General features: G+C 57.5%; 15 protein-coding genes. 5 read left to right on the top strand and 10 right to left on the bottom strand.

Features of this window, described 5'->3' with window-relative positions; all coding sequences use genetic code 11:
- Positions 1–101: 101 nt before the first annotated feature.
- From EMQ_RS07635 to EMQ_RS07625, 3 genes are read right to left on the bottom strand one after another with little or no spacing between them, the layout of a single operon-like run.
- The gene (locus EMQ_RS07635) at positions 102–1,595 is read right to left on the bottom strand and encodes a CoA-acylating methylmalonate-semialdehyde dehydrogenase (protein WP_010667483.1); all 1,494 of its coding nucleotides are present in this window, start codon (positions 1,593–1,595) and stop codon (positions 102–104) included.
- A gap of 39 nt (positions 1,596–1,634) precedes the next feature.
- Positions 1,635–3,023 carry an MFS transporter gene (locus tag EMQ_RS07630; protein ID WP_018308218.1) on the bottom strand — a complete coding sequence of 463 codons (1,389 nt, stop codon included), beginning with the start codon at positions 3,021–3,023 and terminating at the stop codon, positions 1,635–1,637.
- Positions 3,024–3,053: 30 nt separating this feature from the next.
- Entirely contained in the window at positions 3,054–4,214 is a 1,161-nt protein-coding gene (locus EMQ_RS07625) for an iron-containing alcohol dehydrogenase (RefSeq protein ID WP_010666100.1), read from the bottom strand.
- 172 nt (positions 4,215–4,386) lie between these two features.
- On the opposite strand from EMQ_RS07625, the gene EMQ_RS07620 reads away from it, so the two are divergent.
- Positions 4,387–5,322: a LysR family transcriptional regulator gene (locus EMQ_RS07620; protein ID WP_010666102.1), complete on the top strand. Its 936-nt coding sequence runs from the start codon at positions 4,387–4,389 to the stop codon at positions 5,320–5,322.
- A 209-nt stretch (positions 5,323–5,531) separates the two neighbouring features.
- On the opposite strand, the gene EMQ_RS07615 is transcribed toward EMQ_RS07620, so the two are convergent.
- Together EMQ_RS07615 and EMQ_RS07610 are read right to left on the bottom strand one after the other, a co-directional pair.
- Positions 5,532–6,374: a PhzF family phenazine biosynthesis protein gene (locus EMQ_RS07615; protein ID WP_010666103.1), complete on the bottom strand. Its 843-nt coding sequence runs from the start codon at positions 6,372–6,374 to the stop codon at positions 5,532–5,534.
- A gap of 66 nt (positions 6,375–6,440) precedes the next feature.
- A complete protein-coding gene (locus EMQ_RS07610) occupies positions 6,441–7,475 on the bottom strand; it encodes a hypothetical protein (RefSeq protein WP_231367976.1) in 1,035 nt (344 codons plus the stop codon).
- A gap of 216 nt (positions 7,476–7,691) precedes the next feature.
- On the opposite strand from EMQ_RS07610, the gene EMQ_RS07605 reads away from it, so the two are divergent.
- The 3 genes from EMQ_RS07605 to EMQ_RS07595 all read left to right on the top strand — a co-directional run bounded on the left by EMQ_RS07605 (position 7,692) and on the right by EMQ_RS07595 (position 12,756).
- Positions 7,692–10,661 carry an ATP-dependent DNA helicase gene (locus EMQ_RS07605; protein WP_010666105.1) on the top strand — a complete coding sequence of 990 codons (2,970 nt, stop codon included), beginning with the start codon at positions 7,692–7,694 and terminating at the stop codon, positions 10,659–10,661.
- A gap of 91 nt (positions 10,662–10,752) precedes the next feature.
- Complete coding sequence (locus EMQ_RS07600) at positions 10,753–12,345, top strand: bifunctional aspartate transaminase/aspartate 4-decarboxylase (protein WP_018308220.1); 1,593 nt, start codon at positions 10,753–10,755, stop codon at positions 12,343–12,345.
- 132 nt (positions 12,346–12,477) lie between these two features.
- On the top strand, positions 12,478–12,756 hold the full coding sequence (locus EMQ_RS07595; protein ID WP_010666107.1) for a hypothetical protein: 279 nt from the start codon (positions 12,478–12,480) through the stop codon (positions 12,754–12,756).
- A 134-nt stretch (positions 12,757–12,890) separates the two neighbouring features.
- Here the strand turns inward: EMQ_RS07595 and EMQ_RS07590 are convergent, their stop codons facing one another.
- The 5 genes from EMQ_RS07590 to EMQ_RS07570 all read right to left on the bottom strand — a co-directional run bounded on the left by EMQ_RS07590 (position 12,891) and on the right by EMQ_RS07570 (position 22,622).
- Positions 12,891–15,308, bottom strand: a complete 2,418-nt coding sequence (locus EMQ_RS07590) for a TonB-dependent siderophore receptor (RefSeq protein WP_010666108.1) — start codon at positions 15,306–15,308, stop codon at positions 12,891–12,893.
- Between the two features lie 503 nt (positions 15,309–15,811).
- Positions 15,812–16,552 (bottom strand): M48 family metallopeptidase, encoded by a 741-nt coding sequence (locus tag EMQ_RS07585; protein WP_010666109.1) that lies wholly within the window; start codon positions 16,550–16,552, stop codon positions 15,812–15,814.
- Between the two features lie 2 nt (positions 16,553–16,554).
- Positions 16,555–19,848 (bottom strand): type I restriction endonuclease subunit R, encoded by a 3,294-nt coding sequence (locus tag EMQ_RS07580; RefSeq protein ID WP_010666110.1) that lies wholly within the window; start codon positions 19,846–19,848, stop codon positions 16,555–16,557.
- A 4-nt stretch (positions 19,849–19,852) separates the two neighbouring features.
- Positions 19,853–21,106: a restriction endonuclease subunit S gene (locus tag EMQ_RS07575; RefSeq protein WP_018308221.1), complete on the bottom strand. Its 1,254-nt coding sequence runs from the start codon at positions 21,104–21,106 to the stop codon at positions 19,853–19,855.
- Positions 21,093–22,622 (bottom strand): type I restriction-modification system subunit M, encoded by a 1,530-nt coding sequence (locus EMQ_RS07570; protein WP_010667347.1) that lies wholly within the window; start codon positions 22,620–22,622, stop codon positions 21,093–21,095. Before EMQ_RS07570 ends, EMQ_RS07575 begins: the two co-directional genes overlap by 14 nt.
- A gap of 17 nt (positions 22,623–22,639) precedes the next feature.
- Here EMQ_RS07570 and EMQ_RS07565 point away from each other — a divergent pair, with 17 nt between their 5' ends.
- On the top strand, positions 22,640–22,993 hold the full coding sequence (locus EMQ_RS07565; RefSeq protein WP_010667346.1) for a hypothetical protein: 354 nt from the start codon (positions 22,640–22,642) through the stop codon (positions 22,991–22,993).
- The last annotated feature ends 35 nt before the right edge of the window (positions 22,994–23,028 follow it).

The raw sequence follows: 23,028 nt of genomic DNA, 5'->3' as shown, positions 1-23,028 counted from the left end.
GGTTTTACGAAATGTTCTCGCGTTTCGTTGTCATCTCGGGTTTTAAACCGACATGACAACGAAATCTTCTTTTCAGGAATTCCCGACGAGAGTCTCCGGCATTATCCCAGTGTAGGCATGGAGAATTCAGCACCGCCGCGGATACCTTCCGGCCAGCGACTGGTGACGGCCTTCAGACGTGTGAAGAAGCGCACTCCTTCTGGTCCGTGCATGTGGTGGTCCCCAAACAGCGAGTCTTTCCAGCCGCCGAAAGAGTGGAACGCCATTGGAACAGGGATCGGCACATTGACGCCAACCATTCCCGCCTGAACGCGATGCGTGAAATTGCGGGCAGTGTCGCCATCGCGGGTGAATATGGCGGTTCCGTTTCCGAACGGGCTTTCATTCACCAGCTTGAGGGCCGTTTCAAAATCCGGAGCGCGCATGACACACAGAACCGGACCGAAAATCTCTTCCTGATAAATCTTCATCTCACAGGTGACATTGTCGAAAAGCGATGCTCCGGTGAAGAAGCCTTCCTCATGACCGGAAATGACATGCTCGCGTCCGTCCACAACCAGTGTCGCTCCCTGTTCGACGCCGGAATCCACCAGTCTGCATACACGCTCGCGATGCTGCGCTGTGATCAGAGGCCCCATATCGTTGCTGCCATCCTCGCCGGGGCCGATCTTCAGCGTTCTGGCCCGTTCAGCCAGCTTGTTCACAAGTGCGTCCGCCACAGGCCCCACAGCGACGGCGACCGAGATCGCCATGCAGCGCTCGCCAGCTGAACCCCACGCCGCACCGGTGAGAGCATCGACGGCCTTGTCCAGATCACAATCCGGCATGACAATGGCGTGGTTCTTCGCTCCGCCCAGAGCCTGCACGCGTTTGCCGTGGGCCGTGCCCGTTGCATAAACATGCTTTGCGATCGGCGTGGAACCGACAAAGCTGACAGCCTTGATTTCGGGATGTTCAAGGATGGCGTTGACCATATCCTTGTCGCCATGCACCACCTGCAACACACCGTCAGGCAGGCCGGCTTCCTTGAAAATCTCCGCCAGCATCACGGACGCTGAAGGATCGCGCTCTGAAGGTTTGATGATGAAACAGTTGCCGGTCGCAATCGCCATCGGCGCCATCCAGAGCGGAACCATGACGGGAAAATTGAATGGCGTGATACCTGCGGCAATGCCGAGCGGCTGGCGCATCGTCCAGGCGTCAATGCCCCGACTGACCTGCTCGGTATATTCACCCTTGAGAATTTCCGGAGCTGCCGTGGCGAACTCGATGACCTCCATGCCGCGTGTGACTTCACCCTTTGCATCCGGAATTGTCTTGCCATGTTCGGCGGAAATCACAGCGGCGAGTTCATCGGCATGCTTTTCCACCAGATCGCGGACCCGAAACAGGATGCGGGAGCGGGTCAGGGCAGGCGTGTCGGCCCATTTCGGAAAGACTGCCCGTGCGGCGGAGATAGCGGCTTCCAGATCCGCCGTATCTCCGAGTGCGACCTGAGCTTGCACCGTGCCGGTTGCGGGATTGAAGACATCCGACCGGCGCTGGCCTGCGCCTTCGGTTTTCTGACCATTAATGAAGTGAGGAATGATTTTCATTTTCTTAGTCCTTGTAAGGAAAGAGTGAGAAATCGGGAGTTACTCGGCGGTCTGGGCCGTCGCGGTAGACAGCGTTTCTTGGGACAGGGAAATGCCCCTGCGTTTCTCGCCATTGACGGCGGAAGGCAGTGTTTCAGGCACGAAAAACAGCGTGACGAAGAAACCGATGATGCAGATTGCTGCGGGATAGAGTAGCCCGGCGAAGACGTTTCCGGTGCGTGAAACCAGACTGAGGCTGATAAGCGGCAGGAAGCCACCGAAAATGCCGTTCCCGATATGGTAGGGAATGGAAATCGAGGTGTATCGGACCGCTGCCGGGAAGGTCTCGACGATGAACGCGCCATAAGGTCCGTAAATCAGTGCGGCGATGACCACGAGGGCAAACACGATGGTGGCGATGGGAAGTGCGTCAATTCCACCGTCATGCACACAGGATTTCAGAACCATGAATAGCGGCAGGTAGAGAATGGCGGCAGCGGCCATACCAGTCAAAGCAAGCGGCTTGCGCCCGATACTGTCTGACAGACGACCGAAGATGACAAAGAACGGCAGACCACACAGCGCACCGGCCGCTACGGCGAGCGTTGCAGGTAGAAAGGCGACCTTCAGGACGCTTTCGAGAAAATACAGGGCATAGAACTGGGCTGTGTAGAACGTCACGGCCTGAGCGCAGGCGACACCGAACAGAAAGGTCAGGATGCGGCGCGCATTGCCGGGAATGGTGAAGGCGTCCCGGATGGGTGAAGAGGAGACCTGCTGGTTTTCCTTCATCTCCAGAAACACAGGAGACTCATGCAGCCGGAGCCGGATGCGGAAAGAAACGCCGACCAGCACGATGGAAAACAGGAAAGGCAGACGCCAGCCCCATGCGGTGAAGCTCTCCTCGCCAAGGCCCAGACGCAGCCCGAGGACGATGCCCAGCGCCAGAACGAAGCCACCGGACGCCATGGCCTGAATATAGCTTGCCCATTTACCGCGTTCCGTGGCTGGAGCGTGTTCGGCCACATAGGTTGCAGCGCCGCCATATTCACCGCCCAGAGCCAGCCCCTGAATGATGCGCAACGTGATGAGCAGAACCGGCGCGACATAGCCGGCTGTTTTGAAATCAGGCAGCGCACCGATGGCGGCTGTTGAACAGCCCATGATCAGCAGGGTGGTGAGAAAAGTGATCTTGCGTCCGAAGCGGTCTCCGAAATGACCGAAGACCAGACTGCCGAGCGGACGAACGGCGAAACCGGTTGCGAATGTCGCCACACTGATCAGCGTGGCGGCTGTTCCATTGCCCGGCGGATAGAACATCTGTGCGAAGAAAATGGCGAGGCAGCCATAGAGAAAGAAATCATACCATTCGATGATGGTGCCGACGCTGGAAGCAAAAACCAGACCATGCATCGAACGTGTTTTGGAAGAGGTTATAGCGCTGCTCATGCTGCGGTCCTCCCGGTTATGCGGCGCAAATTATGCGGCCCAGACGCGGTGATAGAGTGCGACGATGTCCTGTGCCGTCGGCACACGCGGATTGTTGGCGGGTGATCCGGAAGCCAGCGCCTGCTCGGCCATCAACGGCAGCAGATTGTCCCAGCGGGCGACATCGAGGCCGTGTTCTTTCGGCGTCGGCACGCCGATTTCCCGGTTTCTGCGGCGTAGCCCCTCCACGAGAGCCTCGCCTGCGGCAGCATCGGATGCTCCAGCCTCGGCAATTCCCATCACGCGGGCGGCCATTGCATAGCGTTCCGGTGCGCCGGACAGGGACCACGCCGTGATCTCCGGCAGCAGCATGGCGTTGGACAGACCATGCGGGACATGGAAATGCGCCCCGATGGGCCGGCTCATGCCATGCACCAGCGCGACGGAGGCGTTCGAGAACGCCATACCGGCTTCGAAGGCGCCCTGCATCACAGCGGCGCGGGCTTCGCGGTTGCCGGGTTCCTCGCAGGCAACGGGCAACCATTTCCAGATCCGCTGCATCGCGGTCAGAGCCAGCGCATCGGTGAAGGGAGAAGCCTTTTTCGAAACCCAGGCTTCCAGCGCATGGGTCAGGGCATCGGTGCCGGTATCAGCCGTCAGCCTGCGCGGCATCGTCAGCGTCAGTTCATAATCCACGATGGCGATGTGAGGCTGATAGGCCGGTCCCATGCAGAGCATTTTCTCATCGGACACCTCATCGGTGATGACGGTGACACGAGTGGCTTCCGACCCTGTTCCGGCGGTTGTCGGAATGGCGATGACCGGCAGGCCCGGCGTGTTCTGGATATGCGGAACCTTGAGACCGGACGGTGTCGTGTCGTGTCGTGCGAGCACAGCGACCATCTTGGCGGTATCGATCGGACTGCCACCGCCCAGTCCGATCACGCAGTCATGCTGACCATCACGCAGCGCGGCGAGGGCGGCGTTGACGCATGCGACGGTCGGGTCCGGGACGGTCTCCGTAAAGGCTCGCATGGTGTATCCGGCCTGTTCGAGAATGCCCCTGACCCGTTCAAGCACGCCGCCTGAAGCCATGAACGGATCGGTGATGATGAAAGGCGCTTTGAGACCGGCCTGTTGCAGGGCGTCCGGAAGTTCGTTCAGCGCGCCGCCCCCGAGGCGGACAAAAGGTGGAAGGACCAGTGCAGTCATCAGAATTCCCCTTTTTTCGGATGGAGTTCCGGACCTCGGTCCTGCTCCATCTCTTTTGTGCGGATGAAAATGTCTGACACGGTGCAATCGGACAGAAAATCTGGCGTTTTCGCCCACCCCATGTGCAAAAATGCACAGATATTTCGAAATGCGGGCTGCGAAGGAGCGAAGTATGCACGGAAGACGAGGGCTCGACTGGCGTGATCTTCAGTATTTTCTGGCTGTTTCCCGCGGTGGAGCGCTGTCCGTGGCCGCTCGGGAACTGGGCGTGGAGCACACGACGGTTGCCCGGAGAATTCAGTCTCTGGAGCAGACAATGGACGCCACGCTCTTTGAGCGGCACCCGCGCGGCTACCGGCTTACACGACAAGGTGAACAGTTGCTGGCCGGTGTGGAGGCGATGGAGCGTGAGGCACAGGAGGTGGCGTTCGGTGCCGGAGGTGGCCTGTCCGGCACGGTGCGGATCAGCGCGCTGGAAGGATTCGGGAATTTTTTCCTTGCCCCACGGATCGGGGCGTTACTGGAAGCCAATCCGGATCTGACCGTGGAGATGGTGACGATCCAGCAGATCGTTTCTCTCTCCCGTCGTCAGGCTGATCTCGCCATTGGCCTCACCCGTCCTTCCGGAGACCGGTTTCATACGGAAGAACTGACGGACTATCGCCTGTTCATCTATGCCAGCCCCGATTATCTGCGACGACATGGGCCGGTCAGGAGCCGGGGAGACCTCGCGGATCATATATTCGCAGGCTATGTCGATGAACTCGTTTTCTCACCGGCTCTGGACTATCTGGCAGAGGTCGGCATCGACTCCCGGCAGGTGCGGATTCAAAACTCCAGTATTCAGGCGCAGAAAGCAGCAGTGCAGGCTGGACTCTGTCTTGGCGTCCTGCCTGCGTTTGTCGCGGAATCAACGCCCGGACTTGTGCGTGTCCTGCCGGAGGAAATCAGCCTGCTCCGGACCTACTGGCTGATCACACGCGGCGATGAAGCGGGGTCATCACGGCTTGGCCATCTGTGTCGGGTTTTGCGGAATGAGACCCGTGCTGCGCAGGCGCTTTTCCTTCCACCCCCGAATGCCGCTGCATGTGGAACTGGCTCTAACTGATCCGGGAAAGACCATTCAGGCGCTCAAAGAGGTAGGGGATCGGAAGCGCATTTTGTCCAGCGCGACAGAGCGGTTGATTGAGGCGTCTGGCCGCACAGGATTACCGAAGTGTTCCTTGATTAGTATCGGAACCAGCCTGTCGTAAGATCTCCGCTTAACTTGCTGAATTGAACGAGAACTGCCGATCCTTTATGTTGTACAGGGGGATTTCAGACCTGAAGCGTCCCTGTAATTCTTGTGATGGTGGAACCACCGACCCAGACTTTGCCATTCTCGTAATCAACATGCACCAGACCATTCCGGCCGAGCCGGGTGCCCTGACTGGCGATATAATGTTGGGGCGCTTGTCCACTTCCAATCAGCCACTGAGCCAGTCCGGCATTCAGACTGCCAGTAACAGGATCTTCGTTGACACCAGAACTCATGGCGAAAGCACGCACTTCAAATTGTGCCTCCATTCCGTCAGTGGCCGGGTTCCATGGGCCAATGACCCCGATGCTCAGATCCGCCAGACTCCCGTAATCCGGTTCAAGCGCCAGAACCTCTTCTCGGGAACCAAGCAGAACGGAGAGCCAGCCGGGACCATTATCTGTCCATGCGGATGTCTGGATGGATGAAAGCGGAATCTTCAATCCGTGCGCAACACGACTTAAAAGCGCTTCATCGACTGGACCGGACCGAAGGAGGTCTGGCGCAACAAAAGCAAGACGTTCTTCCGTACGACGAATGGGCACAAGACCGATGCCACATTCCTGTATGATTGTTTTGCCGCGGGCATGGTTTCCAGCCGTCAACCATGCATGACAACTTCCCAGCGTGGGATGGCCAGCAAATGGTAATTCTGTTTCGGGGGTAAAGATACGGACCCGATAATCGGCTTCCGGTGAAGTCGGTTTGAGCAGGAATGTTGTTTCACTCAGGTTGGTCCAACTGGCAAAAGCCGCCATCTGTTCAGTCGTCAGAGCGTCTGCTCCGAGAACAACAGCGACCGGATTGCCTTTGAAAGGTGTCGCTGAAAATACGTCGACCTGCTGGAACTCAAACTTCGTCATCAAGGATGTCCTGCTAAAATTGGGACGAAATAAGGAAACGGATTTTGTGGCTTGGACTTTTCTCTATTACGGTGTCATTTCCATGAAAATCTGGCTTTCCGTGTTGATCCCGTCTGCCGGACGACCAGCCGGTTCGTCAGCACCCATCGCCCTTACGCCGTGAATCAGACAGTCTCCCTTGCGAACAAGGATAGGGTCCTTTGGTTGCAGGGTAAAAGGCGTATTGGGATACGAAACGCCTTCTCCCTTGAGATAGGCCGTATGCAGCGTGGTGGTCTGCGGTTCAAACATGAAGGCGTCCAGAGCGGGATTATCCGAATAGGTGCCGTCATGCGGAAATTGCGGGCATCCTCCATGTTCGAGAAAGACGGAATGCGACACGACCCACCAGTGAAGCGGGGTCCGGAAAACGACACCCTCACCAGCGACCGCTGCGACATTGCCGTCAATTGAGAAAATCATCCTGTCTTTCGGCACATGATAAACCTTGTAGGCTGTCTCATGTTTCTGCGGTGACATGAGAAACTCATCCGACAAGACACCAGTAAGTTCAAACTGTTCCGGAGGCTGCTGCGTAGGGATGGTCTTCACATGCAGATGCGCCGTCATCGTGTAAGGTTTGCCAGTAAAATCGGAACCGTCGAGAATGAGAAACAGGCAGGACTTCAGCGGAAAAGGTCTGGCAAGGCGAATATGGACAGGGACGCGCTGGTGATCGGGCGCGTTCTGTTTGACGATGGGCGCCGCCAGCGTGATGTTCGGAAAATGCGCGTTGATGGCAGCATAGTCGCCAATATCCTCGCCAGGTGCAGGGCAGGCGGGAGATGTCGCCATATGCAGTGAGATCAGGGCTTCACTGAATTTCTCGGAGGGGGAGACGGTCTCCACATAGCCATCAATCCCCACAAGACTCTGACCCGGCGAAATATGGAAAGGATATAGCGGCTTGCGGGTAAGACCTTTCGTGACTGTTGTGACCGACGCGTCAGTCTCTATTCCCATATCCGTTGCGCCAGCGGTGCCGGGGAGACAGTTCACAAACAGACTGGACAGGAGCAGGGCCGGGAGAAGAAACATCTTCCGGCAATTGTAGAACGGCATGACGGCAGGCTTCCCACAGAACAAATATGACATGCAGTTTAGACTTTCTGCCTGCGTGGAATCAAAACAGACTGTCTCTAAAGGGGCATGAAGATCGACTGGCAAATAGTCTTCAAGGCCGGTCCGGATTCTTTAGTGGTCGAAAGAGACAGCATAACCAGAACGATCCAGCTTCCGGATTGCGCCCCTGCCATCCTGCGTTAGACTGTGGGCCAGATGTCCGCCGCCTTTCCCTCTCCGTATGAAGCGCCTGCTCTTGTCGCCGGTCATGGCTTCTTTTCCTGCCTCACCGTTGACGGAGAGCTGCTGACGCTCAATCGGACGCGGGCGAAGCAGTTCCTGCAGGAGGAACCGGCACCGCTCGTCGTGCATGCCCCGGCGACGGCCCGGATGCTGGGCATGACGCTACCCGGACAACCAGCGCCGTGGTTCGATCTGCTCGAACTGTTTGCTTTTGTGCATCCCGCCCGCTCTGTCGCGCCCACGCCGCGTGGACTCGCCATCGCGCTCGGACTTGGTGATTTTGACGGGCGACGCGTCGAGGCGAATACATTGCCGGACCTCGCGGCACGTCTGCTGACGGACCTGCGCGCCCTGAAGAGCACGCCCGCTTATCCGTTCCTCGCCGCCCTTGCCACTCGTCTCGCTCAGACAGGCTGGATCTGGAGTGGCGCGGTCATGGAGGCGCTGGAGATTACCGGTCCAGTATCGCGTGAAGCGATGCAGCCCGGCGAGGCGCTGCGGATCTGGGATCAACTCCCCAAATGGGAGGACACGGCCCGTCGTCCGCCGCCCGGCTCCAATCCCGTCACACCCGCTGAAGCCCGGACCCGGCTAGGTCAGATCCTTGGGCCTGATGCGGAAATCCGGGTGGGACAGGCTGATTTCGCCGATGTCGCCACACACGCCTTCGAACCGCGCGAGGGGATGGGTTTCCCGCGTGTCGTGTTGGCGGAGGCCGGAACCGGCACGGGCAAGACGCTCGGCTATATCGCTCCCGCCAGCCTCTGGGCCGAACGCAATGGCGGCGCAGTCTGGATCAGCACCTATACACGCCATCTCCAGCGCCAGATCGAAGCGGAAACGGCGCGCCTGCATCCCGATCCCGCTGTGCGTCGCAACCATGTGGTCGTGCGCAAGGGGCGAGAGAACTATCTCTGCCTGCTCAACATGGAAGAGGCGGTGAACATCGCCCCCACGCGGGGTCCGGGACCGGTCATTGCCCTCGCTCTGCTGGCCCGATGGGGGATGGCGACGATGGAAGGCGATCTGTTCGGCGGTGATCTTCCCGGCTGGTTCGGGGATATTCTTGGGCATGGCGTCCTGTCCGCCACAGCCGATCGGCGCGGCGAATGTATCCACGGCGCCTGTCCGCATTATCAGCGCTGCTTTGTGGAACATTCCATCCGTCGGGCGCAGGACGCGGATCTGGTGATCGCCAATCATGCGCTGGTCATGGCGCAGGCGGCATGGGCGCAGTCGCAGGGTTTGCCCGCACTGGAACAGGGCGACCAGCCAGAGGCCGCGCCGGAAGAAGCCGTGCCCGACGAGGACGGCATCCCCACGCGCTATGTGTTCGACGAGGGACATCATCTGGCGGACGCGGCCGACGGGGCGTTCGCGCTTGAACTGTCCGGTCTGGAAGCGGCGGAACTCCGACGCTGGCTGCTTGGTGCTGAGGGCAGCCGCTCGCGGGCGAGGGGATTGCGCCGTCGTCTTGATGATCTTGTCGCAGGCAATCCACGTCTTGAAACGCCACTGGATGCTGCCCTGCTAGCCGCGAAAGCGCTGCCCGCACCGGGCTGGTCCGGGCGTCTGTGGATCGAACCACAAACAGAGAAGCCGGAAGAGCCGCCGGAACCGGAAGATGTGACGGCGTCCCTCTTTCCTGTTCCTGCGCCGGTTCAGCTTGTTGAGCCGGTCATCGACAATCCAACCGAGACAGTGCTGCGTCTCCTGCGCGATCAGGTTCTGGCCCGCACGGTCGGCAACGGCCCGGTGCGCCGGAATGGCAGCGAGTGCGACCTGCATCCGATGATCGACGGGCTTGGCGAGGCCGCCGACACGCTCGCCCGGGCGCTGAGCCGTATCGCCGAACCGCTCCGCACGCTCGTCAACCGGCTGGAAGACAAGCTGCGCGAGGATACGGATACACTCGACACCGCCGCCCGTGCCCGCATCGAAGCTATGATCCGGTCGTTGCAGCGTCGCGCTATCGGGCGTCTCGACGGGTGGGTGTCGATGCTTACCACCTTCTGCACCCCGCCCGACGAAGTAGGGCCACCGCAGTTCATCCGCTTCATCCGCCTTGAGGCGCGGGAAGGGCAGCGACGGGGCGAGCAGGATGTCGGCCTGCACCAGCACTGGCTCGATCCGACCCTGCCGTTCGCCGCCGTGCTGGCCGCGCCCGCACATGGGCTGCTGATCACCTCTGCGACCTTGCGTGACGAGACGGACACGGATCAATCCGCCGAAGCCGAGCAGATATGGGAAGCGGCCGAAGCGCGTGTCGGAGCCAGCCATCTGCCGTCTCCGGCCTTGCGGGCCTCTCTCGCCAGTCCCTTCGATTATTCCCGTCAGACCCGCGTGTTTATCGTCAATGATGTTGCGCATGATGATCCGGACACTCTGGCGGCGGCCTTTCAGGCGCTTTTTCTGGCTTCCGGAGGCGGCGGGCTCGGGTTGTTTACGGCGATTGAGCGGTTGCGCACGGTGCATCGCAAGATTGCAGCACCTCTGGAGGAAGAGGGTATTCCGCTCTACGCGCAGCATGTCGATGCTATGGACAACACCACGCTGGTGGACGTGTTCCGCACGGAGACGGATTCCTGTCTGCTTGGCACGGACGCGATGCGTGATGGTGTGGATGTTCCGGGACACGCGCTCCGTCTGGTGGCGTTCGAGCGGGTGCCATGGCCACGTCCGGATATTCTGCATCGTGAGCGGCGGATGCATCTCTCGCAGGGTAATCCGCGTCTTTATGATGATCGACTGGCGAGGCTGCGGCTCAGGCAGGCTTTTGGTCGCCTGATCCGGACACGCACTGATCGCGGCGTGTTCGTTCTGCTCGACCGACGCACGCCGTCCCGTCTGCTCAGCGCCTTTCCCTCGGGCGTCATTCCGCATCGGCTCGGGATTGCTGCGGCGGTGGAGGAGATCAGAACTTTTTTCACAGAAGAAAACTAGATACCGGCAAAGGTTCTGTTTCTGCGTAAGTTGAGGCACCCTAGGTTTCAACAGAAACGGTTCAGCCAGTCTGCGCCGAAAGGAATGAATGATGGTTTCCGACAACAGGCGTTTCAAGAACCTGAGCCCTTTTGAGCTTAAGGACAAACTCATTCGCATGGCGACCCGAAAATCGGGCCGCATCATGCTCAATGCCGGTCGCGGCAATCCGAATTTTCTGGCTACATTACCGCGGTCCGCCTTCTTTCATTTCGGACAGTTTGCGCTGGCGGAGTCCGAGCGGTCCTTTTCCTATCTGACGGCAGGAATTGGCGGACATGCCCGGATGGAGGGGATCGAGGACCGTTTCGACCGCTTTCTGTCTGAAAAGCGCGGTCACGATGGCATCCGTTTTCTCAATCGTGCGATCAGTTACGTACGCGATCAGATGGGCCTGTCCGCCGCGGCCTTCCTGCACGAGATGGCGGAGGGGATTCTGGGCTGCCATTATCCCACGCCGCCGCGCATGCTGCCGTTGAGCGAGCAGATTACGGGTCATTACGTTCTGAATGAGATGACCGGCGGCACGCTGGCGCGCGAGGAAGTGGATTTCTTCGGGGTCGAAGGCGGTGCGTCGGCGATGGCGTATATCTTCAACTCGCTGAAGCAGAACGGACTGATTGAAAAGGGCGACAAGGTGGCGCTCGGTATGCCGATCTTCTCGCCCTATATCGAGATCCCGCATCTCGAAGAGTTCGGGCTTGAGGAAATCGGCATTCATGCCACGCAGGAGACCGACTGGCAGTATCCGAAGGAAGAGCTGGAAAAACTGAAGGATCCGGCAGTCAAGATCTTCTTCTGCGTCAATCCGGGTAACCCGACCGCCGTGAAGATGGACGATGCGTCCATGCAGGCCATCGCCGAGATCGTGCAGAATGACCGTCCTGATCTCATCATCATCACCGATGATGTGTATGGGACCTTTGCCGACGACTTCCGTTCGCTGTTCGCCGTCTGCCCGCGTAATACGATTCTTGTCTATTCCTTCTCCAAGTATTTTGGCGCGACGGGCTGGCGGCTTGGTGTCATCGGCATGCACAAGGACAACGCGATTGACGAGCTTGTCCGAAAACTGCCGCCGAAGCTCACGGCGGAACTGGCCGAGCGTTATTCCAGCCTGACCACGGACCCTAGCAATCTCAAATTCCTTGATCGCATTGTGGCCGACAGCCGTCTGGTGGCGCTGAACCACACGGCGGGCCTGTCTACGCCGCAGCAGGTGCAGATGGTCATGTTCTGCCTGTTCTGCCTGATGGATGAGCACGACCACTACAAGCAGACGGTCAAAAACATTCTGCGCCGTCGTGAGGCGACCCTTTACAAGGCGCTCGGTGTCGCGCCGCCAAATGATCCCAACGGGGTCAACTATTACACCATGCTCGATCTGAAGAGCATCTGCCGCACACTGTATGGGGATGAGTTTGCTGAGTGGATGGCCGTACGGTCCAGTTCCAGCGAGATCCTGTTCCGGATTGCTGATGAAACGGGCATCATTCTGCTGCCGGGGCAGGGGTTCGGTCTGCAGCGTCCGGCGGCTCGTGCTTCTCTGGCCAATCTTGATGAATACCAGTACGTGTCTATCGGTCGATCACTGCGGAAAATGGCCGACGAGTACTATCAGGCGTTTCTGAAGACCCACAACTGAGGTCGGAAACCGGTTTTTTCTGCGGGAGTCGTCCGATTCCCGCAGACAGAGTCCGACTTAACCCAATGCTAAGTCTTCTCTGTGACCCTTGCCGCAACGAAAAATCGTTGTCCACAGGGGTTAAACCAATCCATGGAATTTCAGAATCACCACCCGGACAGTGATGTCCGGCAACCCGCGACACAGGAACTGGCGGAACTCCGGGCCTGTGTATCCCGTTTTGCGTCTACCGATCCGGTCATCATTGCCTGGGCAGGGCAGTGCGCCAGCAATCTTGCCGAAGAAGACCAGACCACCGAGGACATGATCCGTCTGTCCGCAACGGTGCTCAAATTTGTCTTGGACCTGGACCTGCAGGCCCGGGCTGCTGTGAAGCAAAGCCTGCCCGCCGAATGGTGTGTGTCTCTCTGAGAGAGACTCTCTCTCCAGCCAAAGCACGAGAGAGTCATCAGATCTTACGTGTTGAACAAGTGCTGCATCAAAGAGCAGTTCTCTTCTTTCCCGGGCATCGTCCGCTCAACGATGCCCCTTCAAAACCCTGTCTGTCAGAATTCTGCCGACAGGGTGAAGTGATAGACGCGCGGCAGGCCTGCATACAGGCTCGACGCTGCGCCTGATGTGCCGCTGGGAGCGCCGGTATAGACGGAAGCCCAGTAGCGTTCGTTCGTCACGTTGCTGACGCCAAACCGGGCGACCCAAGGAAACCGGGCGACATGGAAGGCATAGCGAGTGCCGAGTTCCAGCGTGGTATAGGATCCGGTGTGCAGTGTGTTGGTGACGTTGGCCGCACGGTTGCCCATGTAATGCACACCGGCATTGAAGGCGAAACCGGAAGCAAAGGAACCAAGTGACGCCGGCAGGCGGTAATCCAGCAGGAGGCTCGCCTGAAGAGGCGCTGCTCCGACGATTTCCTTCTTGTTGAGTGTGGACGAGGCCGCATGGACCAGTTCCGCGTCCAGCCAGGTCATGCCCGCGAGAACGGACAGGTTGGGTAGGACCTCACCCGAAATCTGGGCTTCCACACCGTAATTGCGCTGTGTTCCGCCATACTGATAGGTCTGGCAGTTGGTCTCGGCAGCACAGCCCTGTGAAGGGTTCGCTGCAGCGACATACATCGCGTAAGGCGAGGTGATCCGGAAACCGGCGACGTTGAACTGCATCTTTTTGAGGAAACGCAGCTTGTAGCCGACTTCGTATTCTTCCGAGTGTGCAATCGGGAGCGCGATGTTTGTGTTGGTATAGCTGGCGCTGTTCGGTGTGACAGGCCCGGCTTCAACCGATCGACCATATGTGAAGTAGATCGTCTGGTTCTCGGTCGGCTTGTACATCACGCTTGTCGTCGGACTGAACGCCGCCGAGGTATTGAAGGTTTTTCTCAGTGGACTTGCCGCGTTCAGCGCGCCTTCCTGATTGATCCAGCTCCAGGCCAGTGTTCCCATGATCGACCAGTGCTCGTTGATCTTCAGCGTGTCACCGATGATGAAGGACTGGCTTGTCACGCTGCTGGATTTGTAGCGTCCGCGATAATAGGGCTGCGTTCCGCCATTGGGGGAAGCGCCGTACATGTTCATGACACCGAGATTCTGTGCGCTCGTCACGGCGGCGACAGGGTTGTAATTGCCCATCATGTAGCCGTTGGTGCCGATGACCAGATCATGCCGGATCGGGCCGGTGTAAACGCGACCGTTGAAATAGGCCATGTTACTGCCGACACGGAAATCATCAGCGGTGGTCGTGGCTGTCGCCTTCGAGCTGTACCAGCCGTCACTGCCTGTCTTCCCACCGCAGGTCTTGCTGCCGTCGCACAGCGTATCGGCTACACCGAAGGCCTGACGTGCAGCATCCTGATACAGGCCGCCGAGAGTGAAGCTCCAGTTCTCGTTGATCTGGTGCTTGATCTTGGCAAGGAATGTGTTGGTTTCCATGTTGTAACCGCTCCATTGGGGAGCAAGGCGTTTGCCTAGATCAGGGGCTTCGGGCAGCTTGTCGCCGCCAACACCGGTCGCCAGAATACCGAAACCGGGCGCTGTTCCGCGCTGATCGTAAGTATAGTGGCTGGCGTCGACTTCAATGACCGTCTTGTCGTCAAGATGGAAGTCAAAATCGCCGCTGACCATTTCACGACGGATCGAACTGCCCTGCGTGTAGGCCGTGCCGTCGGCATGCAGCATGTTCAGCCGATAGCCGAACCAGCCATTATGACCCAGGCGACCGGAGATATCGCCGTTTACGGTCGGTGTGCCGACGGAATCCACGCCGACGGAAAGCCGTTCGGTGCGCCGGTCAGTCGGGCGCTTCAGGGTATATTCAAAGACACCAGCCGGATTCTGGGGGCCGTACATCGCGCCCGCCAGACCGTTCAGGACCTGTAGATTGTCCACCCACTCGGCCGGATAAGGCGTGGTGGAGACCACGTTCAAGCCATCCAGACGAGAGTTGGAAACCACATCTGCCTCGAAACCGCGTGACTGGGGGCGGGACGTGTTGGGATCGCCGCGAACTTCCAGCTGCACGGACGGCAGATACTGCGCCAGATCGTTGAGGTTACGGATCTGCTGGTTGACGATGACATCATGAGGAACGCCCATGACGGAGTAAGGCGTGTCCAGCGTGTCCCGATTGCCTAACGGTCCAAGATAGACAGTCTTGTTCATGTATTTTGCGCCGGTGCCGTCGGCGGCGTGATGGCCGTGAACGGTGACCGTTTCGCCGTTGGAGCCGTCCAGAATGCCGGCGATGGGAGTGGCTCTGGCGCGCGTTGTTCCGGTCTTTGTCCTGTTATCCGCTGCTCTGATCGCCACCGGTTTGCCGGAGACAGGCTGAGATGTGGCTGTTTTGGCTGCTGGCTGTGCGTCAGTCTGGCTCGTCTGTGATGAAACAGACGGGGAGGCCAGCGCAGACGTTGTCAGCAAAGCAGATGCAAACGTTCCGGCAATGAAAGCAGTAGGGAGTCGGCAGGACATGGGGCAGGTGCGTCCGGAATATGAACAGAGGAATACGGTCGTCCCCTTATTCCCTTCCTGAGCCCGTATTGTCTATATACAGAGATAGTGAGTCAGGCTGTTGACGGTCGATTGTTAAGTAGTGTTGCCAGAATAATACAGGTTCGAATCATCTCTGATGATCTCGTCATCAGGATGTAAATTCCCTTTGTAAATATCCTGATCAAATCAGCATCATCCATGACCTCCCTTTTTCCTGAGTGTTGTTGCCTTGAATGTGGGGAGAAGATGGTAGTCCGAAACATCCGATATCCCGTGTGAGGCTATAGCGGTTAGCGCCGGTTTTTAGTGATATTGGCTGGCAGAATTAAAACGATGTTCTGGAGATGTGGTGGTAAAATTTCTGATGTATTTATCTGTTACTTTTACAGATAATTTTAATAGATAATAATTTTTATTTATAAATAAGAAACTTAAGTAGTGTTTTGGTGTATTGAAATCCTGACAGCGCAAACCGACACACCTCACGCCCCCTGCAACACCAGCTCCGCCATCCCGTCCAGCCGGGCCTTGTGCCGTTCCCAGTCAGGCATGACACGCCCGAGCAGTTGCCAGAACGCCGCACCGTGATTGTGCTCCTTCAGGTGGCACAGCTCATGCAGAATGACGTAATCGATGCAGTCACGTGGCGCTTTCACCAGATGCGGGTTCAGAGTGACGACGCCTCCCGGTGAACAGTTGCCCCACTGGGTCCGCATCACCTGAAGCTTCAGGGCCGGGGGTTCAGCCACCCACAAGGCGGACGGCAGCAGCGCGTCCAGTCGACTGCGGAAAACATCCTGCGCCCGTGCGAAATACCAGAGTTCCAGCAGCTTCTGAATCCGTAAGGCATGACGCTCCTGCACGGAAACTTCCAGCCGTCCCCGCATCATCCGCACAGTCTCGGGTGCATCAGGCCGATGATGAACCTTCAGGAGATGGCGCCGCCCCAGATAGAAATGACTCTCCCCGCTGACATACTCACGTGGTGTGGCATGCTCCTGAACTGCCCGGAAATCGCGCAGCTTCTGCCAGATCCAGCGTGTCTTCCGCTGCAACGCCCGCTCCAGATCCGCATCTGACGTGCCGTCAGGGACAACCGCCTGCACCGTCAGGTCCGGATGTACCTTGATCCGCAGCACCGTTCCGGGGCGGGAACGGAGCAGAAGCGTCACCCGGATCTGCTCCCCGCCATAGGTTAGAACCCGTGTCTTTCCGGTTGGCATGCTCAGCCGTGCAGTGTGTCGGCAGGACCGGCCCGCATGATCTGAATGATCTGCTCAATAAGCTCCTGCGCCTTGTCCACGCCAAAGCCGACCTTCTGGCCCACACTGAACAGCAACGGCAGCAGTTCCTTGCGAGCCGTTTTCTCCATATCCGGACGACTGAGCGAATTTTCCCGCACTGCCTTGTCGACAATCCGGTCGATTTCAAACGCCAGATCAATCCAGCGCTGCACCTCTTCCTCTGTCTGCTTGTGGTTGAAGATGGCGGCAAGCGTTTTCAGAAACACGCCATAATAGGCCTGCGCGTGGCGATGTCCTTCAAATACGGCGGGAATGCCATCCAGCCTTCGCTCGGCAACCTGTTCCTCAAACTCCTGAAACAGCAGAAACTGCTTGAGGGGATGATCAAACAGACTTTCCGCCTGCTCAATCACCTTACGCAGCAGCGCCGAGAATGCCTCCTTCGCATAAGGATCGTCCTGCATCTCGTGATCGATCATCTTTGTCACACGCGTGCGGATCAGGTCCGTCTCGTTGCGGGTCTTCTCTTCTGACCAGTTCTCCGGACCACCTTCCTGCGGCTGCCCCATGCTGCCGACAGCATATAGTCCCTCTGACTCATGGACCTGCACACCCGCCACATGTCGATCCAGCAGCTTCTTTACCTGCTCGGCATACTGGTCGAAGTCCACGGTTTCGCCCGTGTCCTGCATCACCATCCGACGCAGGTTGGTCAGCTGTTTCAGAGTCTCCTTGTAGGTAGCGCGGTCCTTCTCCGTGAAACTGCTGTCCTCAAAGAACGCAACCGATTGCAGCGCCACCTTCAGGCACGCGGCAAACTTTGTCAGCGCCTCATAGAAATCGTCCCGCCGCTTGAGGTTCACGTCCACCATCTGGCCGTGTTCCTCCACCATGCGCGGTATGAGCACAGAGCGAAGCTGCTGGATGTCACTCCTGTTCTTCACACCGTCAAAGATCGCCCAGAGCGCAGTGTGCAGGGCTGGGAGTTCCCGATACTCCGTGCTCATCTGGCTATACAGACCGGCAATATCCTTCGGGTCATATCCGCCGACATTCTCGGCGGCCAACAGGTCATAGCGCTCCAGAGTGGTGTCCAGCTCCGCCAGAATCCCGCGATAGTCGATCAGCAGACCGTGTTTCTTCTGGTCATGCAGCCGGTTCACACGGGCAATCGCCTGCAACAGATTGTGCTGCTTCAGCGGCTTGTCGATATACAGAACCGCGTTCTTCGGTTCATCAAACCCGGTCAGCAGCTTGTCCACCACAATGATCAGCTTGAGATCCGGGTCATTCCCGAACCGCTCGATCACGTTCCGCGTGTAGTCTTCCTCGCTCTGACTGCCGACATTCTTTTTCCACCACTCCTGAATCTCCGGCTGCCTGCGTTCATCGACTTCCTCATGTCCTTCCCGGGTGTCGGGCGGACTCATGACAATGGCGCTCTCGAACAGACCCACCTCATCCAGATACTGCTTGTAGCGGATGGCGGAGAGCTTGCTGTCACAGGCCAGCATCCCCTTGAGGTCCTTGTCGATGTTGTTGTCGAAATGCGTCGCTAGATCCATGGCGATCAGCCGGATACGGTCATCCGCCTTGTAAACCTGATTGGCGCGGGCGAAGCGTTTCTTGAGATCCGTGATCTGGTCTTCTGTCAGTCCCTGCGTGATGCGATCGAACCAGGCGTCAATGGCGCGGTCATTCACATCCAGATCCGGTTTCCGCTCCTCATACAGAAGCGGCGTCACCGTGCCGTCCGCCACCGCCTGCTGCATGGTGTAGGAATGAATGATCTTCCCGAACCGGCCCGTCGTCTCGCTGTCTTTCAGCAGCGGCGTGCCAGTGAAGGCGATGAAGGCCGCATTGGGCAGCGCGTGTTTCATGCGGGCATGGTTCTCTCCGCCCTGACTGCGATGCCCCTCATCCACCAGCACGATGATGTCCGCACTGTCGTTGTGACATTCCGGATAGGTCGTGGCAGTGTGAAACTTGTTGATGAGCGAAAAGATGATCCGCTCCTGTCCATGCCCGATCTGCTGCGCCAGACGGCGACCCGACGTGGCCAGCGCCTCCTCCTTGTCCTTCTTGTCCGCCAGTTCGCCGCCGGTGGCGAAGGTCGCGCTCAACTGACGTTCCAGATCCTTGCGGTCTGTCACAACAAGAATACGGCACTGCTTCAGCTCATCATCCAGAACCAGCGCCCGGCTGAGGAACACCATGGTAAAGGACTTGCCCGATCCCGTGGTGTGCCACACTACACCGCCCTCGCGCCCGCCATCGCTGCGGCGGGACTTGATGCGTTCCAGTAGCCGCTTGATGCTGAATACCTGCTGATACCGCGCAACGATCTTGCCATTCTTTCTGTCAAACAGCGTGAAGAACCGCGCCATGTCCAGCAGCCGTTCTGGCGAGAGCAGGCCGATCAGTAGACGGTCCTGATCCGTGAGATGCAGCGGACGAGACGCCCAGTCCTCAAACCATACCCGGGCCTCCGCCTTGCGTTCGGCAAACAGGAGGTCTTTCTGCGCTTTGGAGAGCGGCGTATTTTTGAGATCGCGCATCCGCTCTTCGGGAATGTCTTCCTCCTTCCACGCGGCCCAGAATTTTTTCGGTGTGCAGCAGGTGCCATAACGGCCCTCATGGCCGTTGATGGACAGCAGAAGCTGGCTGTAGGCGAAAAGCTGCGGAATTTCGTCCTTACGCTGGTTACGAAGGGTCTGGGAAATTCCGGCCTCCACCGTCGGGCCTTTTCCCGACTGTCCATCCGGGCGCTTGGCCTCGATTACCGCCAGCGGAATTCCGTTGACGAAACACACGATATCCGGACGGCGCGTCTGCGTCAGATCCGTGCGTAGGACACTGAATTCTTCCGTAAACGTAAAACTGTTGTTCTGCGGGTTCTGCCAGTCGATGAGGGCGATTGTCGGATTGGCCTTGCGCCCGTCGATAAACTCGGTGGTGGCGATGCCGAACAGCAGATGCGTCGTCATCTTCTCGTTAGCGTCCCGCAGACCGGAGACAAAATCCGGATGCGTGACACGCGCCACCAGTGTGTCGATGCCTTTGTCGGACAGGACGTGTTCAGATCCTTCAAAGCTGAAACGGCGCTTTTTCAATTCCGCCCGCAGGAGTGTGTCCAGCACGACGGCGCTCTTCTTGCCGCCTCGCAAGGACAGCGCCTCGGACGGTGGCAGAAACCGCCAGCCCAGCGTGCCAAGCAGCGCCAGAGCGGGGAGTTTGGCGCTGTATTCTTCCTGAAATTTTGGGCTGGACGCCATGATTTTACAATCCTGTGTCTGAAATTTCTTGATCAACCTTCACTCGACGCTTGCCGGTGAGAAGTTGCTGCATCAGGGCCTTTTTCTCGTCACGCAGGCGGGAGAGGTCGGATTTAATGGTGGCGATTTCTTTGTCAGCTGTGGTGAGGACGGCGGCGATGGCTTTCTGTTCATCTACTGATGGAACGATAATCTGTAGGTCCATAAAGTCAGCTGGTTTTACATTGAGAAGCCCATGTGCGCGACCTCCTTCATGCGCTATCTGTGTCAGTTTATAATTCATCAGACCGGAATCAAAATAAAACTCGAAGAAATCTCCATTAGTAATATAATGGGGTTTTAAGCGGAAGCAGATATATAGAGGGGTTACGACACCTTCGTCGTAACGGTTGAGTCGTTTTATTGCTCCCATAGGGTAACCAATAGAATAGCTTTTGTTGTAAGCGAAATCTCCATTTTCTAAGAGAAAATATCCATCGAGAGTATCTGAGGCGACTATTTTTTTGAAATACTCTTCCTGTTTTACTAATCCGTCTTGGGCGGAAATTGTTACAACATTTGTATTGCCAGATATATTCCGTTGCATAAGACGAACGAAAAAATCAGAAAGCCGATGTATCTTCCACTCTCCCATGAACCCCGGTAGGCGTTTTTTGCCTGTGAGGAGCTGCTGCATGAGTGCTTTTTTCTGCTGCTGGCTGTTGGCTAGAAGCTTCTCCGTTCCCTCAATCGCACGATCCCACGTCGAGAGGATCGCCGCGATCTTCTTCTGTTCGGGGAGGGGGGGGAGTGCAATTTCTAGATTTTTAAAAAAAGGTAGGCCAATGGTTTTGATTGTTGATCCTACAGCTTGACGTTCTAATTCTTTCTGATGAAATTGTAGAGTATAATATAGAAACCATGGTAATATTTTGTCAGTCTGATTGCAATTCCAAGCTATAAAATGTTGGCTTACAGCCATGGCTTCTTTGGTGATGCCGCTTTTACCTACTCCAGCATCTCGAGAAAGAATTACTGTTTCAGCAGGATGAACAACAGCAGAAGAATTTTTTATGCCTTCTAGAGAAATTTTTTTGTCTGTATCAAAAATATATCCAGCATCGAGACGATAAGAATCAGCCAACGACACCCATTTGATATTTCCGTTCCAATATTCTGGATGTGACTTACTGGGCGTGTGTCCACTTCCTCTTTGTGCTATTCTATCTAAATGCATGATGGGCCAGTCTTCTGGGTAGTCGGTATCATCGAGAAGCATAACCAAGCTCCTTCAGATAAGCATCCATCTGCGTTTCCAGCCTGTCCAGTTCCGCCCTGATCTTCACCCGTTCTTTTCGCACAGCGACAAGATCTATTTCCTCCTCTTCCTCAAACGTATCGACATAACGTGGAATGTTCAGATTGTAGTCGTTCTCTTTGATCTCTTCCGGCGTGGCGAGATGGGCGTATTTGTCCACGTCCTTGCGAGCGCGGTAGGTCTCCACAATCTTGGTAATGTTTTCTTCGGTCAGGACATTCTGGTTCTTGCCCGCCCGGAAGTCGCGGCTGGCGTCAATGAACAGCACGTCCTTGGTCTTGCGATCCTTGCGGAAGATCAGGATGGCGGCTGGAATCCCCGTGCCGAAGAACAGTTTTTCCGGCAGGCCGATCACGGCGTCCAGCAGGTTTTCTTCAATCAGCTTCTGGCGGATCTTGCCTTCCGAACTGCCACGGAACAGCACGCCGTGCGGCACCACCACGCCCATACGGCCGGTGCGCTCTTTCACGGAGGCAAGCATGTGCAGGATAAAGGCGTAATCCCCTTTGGTCTTGGGCGGCACACCGCGGGCGAAACGGTGATGCGGGTCGTGTTCGGCTTCGTCATGCCCCCATTTATCGAGGCTGAAGGGTGGGTTAGCCGTCACCACGTCAAACCGCATCAGGTGACCCTTGCTGTCCAGCAGCTTGGGGTTGCGGATGGTGTCGCCCCATTCGATGCGATGATTGTCCTCGCCGTGCAGGAACATGTTCATCTTGGCGAAGGACCATGTGGAGCCGATGGCTTCCTGTCCGTACAGCGCGTAATCCTTGCTGCCCTTGTGATGCTGGGTGATCTGGCGACCACATTTCATAAGCAGGGACGCCGAACCGCAGGCTGGGTCGCAGATGGTCTCGCCGGGTTGCGGGTTGAGCAGGCGGGCCAGCAGTTCGCTGACTTCCGGCGGGGTATAGAACTCTCCGGCTTTCTGTCCTCCGCTGGCGGCGAAGTTCTTGATCAGGAATTCGTAGCTGTTGCCGATCACGTCCTTGTTGCCGACGCGGGAGGGGCGAAGGTTGAGGGCGGGTTTGTGGAAGTCTTCCAGCAGGTGCCGGAGAATGGTGTTCTTCTGCTTTTCGTCGCCCAGTTTGTCGGAGTTGAAGCTGATGTCCTGGAAGACGCTCTTGCCTGCGTCCTTCAGCTTGGTGCCGTTGGCTTCCTCGATGGCGTGCAGGGCCTTGTCGATGCGTTCGCCGTTTCCGGGCGTGTTGCGCTCCTTGTAGAGCGTATAGAAGTCTGTGCCTTTGGGCAGGACGAAGCGCTCCTGCCGTAGCATGGCTTCGATCAGTTCGGGGTTGTCGCCGTAGTCTTTCCGATAGGTGTCATAATGGTCCTGCCACACGTCGGAGATGTATTTCAGGAACAGCATGGTCAGCAGGTAATCGCGGTAGGTGTCGGGGCTGACGGTGCCGCGGAAGGTGTCGCAAGCGCTCCATAAGGCCCGGTTGATGCTGTCCTGTGAAATCTGTTCGGTCACTGAAAAACTCCTGTTCAATGGGTGTGGCATCAGTGGATGCGGCTGGTATGGGCGGAGGCGAGACCGTCGGCAATGGCGGTCATGGTCTGCCTGTTCTGTGTGATGATCCGTTCAAAGAGATGCTGTTCGCGCTGCATGGCGTGATCGAGCGCCACAATGGTTTTCTGTTGCGTCAGCGGCGGGATCACGAGCGGCGCGGTTTCCAGCACGGTGCGGGCGATATTGCGGAGTTGGGTGGATCTCTGGGCGTTCTGCTCGAAATGGCGGGTGCAGGTGGTCCAGTCGATTGTCTGGTCCGGCGTGATGCCGCGCATCTGCGCGACGGCTGTGTCTGCCTTTCCGTCCGGCTGGATGGCGCCGCGAAAGAGTGACCCAGTGAAATGCGGACGGCGTTTTTGAGGGTCAT

This window comes from Acetobacter aceti NBRC 14818, from assembly GCF_000193495.2.
Classification (GTDB): domain Bacteria; phylum Pseudomonadota; class Alphaproteobacteria; order Acetobacterales; family Acetobacteraceae; genus Acetobacter; species Acetobacter aceti.
The sequence above is the reverse complement of the archived record's forward strand: the minus strand, read 5'-3'. Positions and strand labels throughout refer to the sequence as shown.